The 2849-nt window shown below is 57.6% G+C and carries 4 protein-coding genes; all 4 read right to left on the bottom strand.

Annotation, left to right across the window (positions count from 1 at the left end; all coding sequences use genetic code 11):
- Nucleotides 1-1114 (bottom strand): S41 family peptidase (locus ACIQ2T_RS13005; RefSeq protein WP_397591172.1); only part of this gene is annotated, 1114 nt, incomplete at its 3' end.
- Nucleotides 1115-1220: 106 nt separating this feature from the next.
- Nucleotides 1221-2282: a murein hydrolase activator EnvC family protein gene (locus ACIQ2T_RS13000; protein ID WP_397591171.1), complete on the bottom strand. Its 1062-nt coding sequence runs from the start codon at nt 2280-2282 to the stop codon at nt 1221-1223.
- 4 nt (nt 2283-2286) lie between these two features.
- Nucleotides 2287-2709, bottom strand: a complete 423-nt coding sequence (locus ACIQ2T_RS12995) for a 23S rRNA (pseudouridine(1915)-N(3))-methyltransferase RlmH (protein WP_397591170.1) — start codon at nt 2707-2709, stop codon at nt 2287-2289.
- A gap of 24 nt (nt 2710-2733) precedes the next feature.
- On the bottom strand, nt 2734-2849 hold a 116-nt coding region (locus ACIQ2T_RS12990; RefSeq protein ID WP_397591173.1), incomplete at its 5' end, for an RsfS/YbeB/iojap family protein.

Below are 2849 nucleotides of genomic sequence, written 5' to 3'. Positions count from 1 at the left end.
GGTCGGTCAATTGCGGAACGCGGATATCGGGCTTGATACCGCCTTCCTGCACCGATCGGCCCGAGGGCAAATGATACCGCGCGACCGTGAGGCGCAAGCCAGTGTCGCGGGTCAAGGGAAGGACATTTTGCACCGATCCCTTGCCAAAGCTGCGTTCGCCCATGACCAACGCGCGGTGGTTGTCCTGCAACGCGCCGGCAACGATTTCGGATGCCGATGCAGAACCCGCATCAACCAAAACGATAATCGGTGCGCCATTGGTCACATCACCGGGTACCGCCCGTTCTGCCCACCAATGGTTGATGTCATTTTTGTCGCGGCCACGCTCGGATACGATCTCGCCCTTTGTCAAAAAGGCATCGGACACGGCCACTGCCTCATCCAAGATACCGCCGGGGTTCGACCGCAAATCGACAATATAGCCCAGCGGGTTGCCGCCAAGCGTTTTCTTGATACCCGCAACCGCCGCGACGACGTCAGCGCCGGTCTGTTCGGAAAAACCGGTAACTGAAATGACGCCAATGCGGTCTTTCACTTCCCAGCGCACAGGCTTGAGGTCGATGATGGCGCGTGTGAGGGTTAGGTCGAACGGCGCATTACGGCCAGGACGGAATATCGAAAGCTTGATCGTTGTACCCGGCGCGCCGCGCATCGCCTCTACCGCTTCATCAAGCGTACCGCCGACAATCAACTTGCCATCCAAATGTGTGATGAAATCACCCGACTTAATGCCCGCTTTATCCGCAGGCGTATCCTTCGTCGGCGCGATAACCTTTACCGCTTCATCTTCCATCGTGACGGTCAGACCTAGGCCGCCATATTCGCCATCAATCTGTGTGCGTAACGAGTTAAAGTCGGTTCGGTCGAGGAAACCACTATGCGGATCAAGGCTGGCCAGCATCCCCTGAATGGCGCCTTCCATAAGCTGCTTGTCGTCAACCTTGTCGACATAGCTGGATTTCACCTTGCGATACACCGCGAGGAATTCGTCCAGATCCTCAATCTGCTGCGCCTGCTGTTGTTGCCATTGGATGTTTTGCGCGACCAAAACGGTGGCAGGCACCGCAAGCGCCAATATTATGGCAAGGGTTGAGGGCAGCAAACGGTTCTTCATAGACCAATTCCATTTCATCAGATTGTTGCTGCTATATCGCGACTGAACCTAAGGTGAAAGCACGTTATCACCAACCAATATCCTGCCTCGACCAAGCGCGCTAAACTCAACCAAGCATGGCCGCGATGTCCATCACGCGACCGTTCTTGCGCAGTTCAACGCCAATTTCAGGTCCATCTTTTCCGGCGCGCCCAAGTAAGGCGCCTTGATCAATTTTCTGGCCTTTAGCGACTTCCACCGAATCGAGGTTGGTGATCAGGCTGTTCCACCCTTTGCCATGTTCGATAATCACGATATTGCTATAGCTGCGGTACCGCCCGGCAAAGGAGATAATTCCGCCTGCTGGCGCGACGATGCGTGCGGCTTGTGTGACCGCCAGCCTAATGCCGCGCTCGCGATAGCCGTTGACGTTGAGTTCACTAAAGCCGGCGACAACCTGCCCAGCGGCGGGAAGAATATAGGCGCTACTGCGCGAACGGCCCTGTTCGCTGTGTCCGGGGCGTATAAAGGGACCATCGAGCGCCGCCAATTCAGCGGCCTTTGTCGCACTCAAACGCTGATTGTCGATCCGCCCGACGATATCACGGGCGCGCTCGCCTTGGGCAATCGCTTGTTCAAAGGCGATGGCGGCATTGGCCGACAGGACGGCGTTGTTGCCCAAAATATCCCCTTCCCATGCGGCCAAGGCGGAGTGACGGTTTGTCAGGCGACCTCGGGCGTCACGCAAAGATTTGAGCGCAGATACCTCCTGCGCCTCCAGTTCGCTTTGCGCGGCAATCTGCTGGCGCAATGCGCTGGTCTTGCGCATTATTGCGGGCTGCACCGTCGCCATGATGGCGCGCAAGTGGATATAATCCGCGCGCTGTGCTTTCTGGCTGCGCGATATAATCCCCACGCGCGCGGCCGCAGTGTCGATTTGCGCCTCTGCTGCGTCAATTTCAGCCGACAGCACCGCGCGTTGGGCAATAAAGCGGTCTGCGGTGCTTTGGGCGTTGCTTGCCTCCTGCCGCAACAATTCGCTGCGGCGTTCGGCGGTCAGCGCCCTATCCTGCAAAGCGCGCATCGCATTTTGCGGCGCATCGTCTGAAACAATTTCCTGCGCCATTAACCCGCCTGCAATAGACAGAGGCGCCAAAATCAACGTTGCGAGGGTAAGCCAAAACCGCATGGCTTTATCCTTCACGATGATAAGGGTGGTTGGCAATGATGGAGGTGGCGCGGAACAATTGTTCGGCGAGCATCGCGCGCGCCATTAAATGCGGCCATGTCGCTTTGCCGAAGGCAATCAGTCTGTCCGCACCGGCGCGGGCCGTGTCGTCAAAGCCATCGGCTGCGCCAATCAGGAAACGTACTTCGCGCACACCATCGTCACGCCAGCGTTCAAGGAGGCGCGCAAATTCTACCGAGCTAAGCTGCTCGCCCTTTTCATCCATCATGATGGTTTTATGCGGGCTGTCCGACGCAGGAAGCTCTCCGCCGCGATCCGGCAGTTCGCTGTGCCGTGTTGGCCAGCTAATCCGTTTCAGATAGCGATCGACCAGTTCCGATTCGGGGGAGCGGCCAATCTTGCCGCGCGCGATGATATGCAGGCGCATCGCCATCGGCGCAGGCGACCGGTCTTATTGCGACGCGACTTCGGGCGCGTCACCAAATGCCCACATGCGTTCCAGATTGTAGAAGCTGCGGACTTCGGGACGGAAAAGATGCACGATGACATCTTCGGCATCAATCAGCA

It is taken from the genome of Sphingorhabdus sp., from assembly GCF_044357595.1.
GTDB lineage: Bacteria > Pseudomonadota > Alphaproteobacteria > Sphingomonadales > Sphingomonadaceae > Sphingorhabdus_B.
Note: the sequence above shows the minus strand (reverse complement) of the source record. Positions and strands in the feature narration are given on the sequence as shown.

Coding starts and splice junctions, on each gene's coding strand:
- ACIQ2T_RS13000 (WP_397591171.1), bottom strand. CDS start 2,282: ATGCGGTTTTGGCTTACCCTCGCAACGTTGATTTTGGCGCCTCTGTCT.
- ACIQ2T_RS12995 (WP_397591170.1), bottom strand. CDS start 2,709: ATGCGCCTGCATATCATCGCGCGCGGCAAGATTGGCCGCTCCCCCGAA.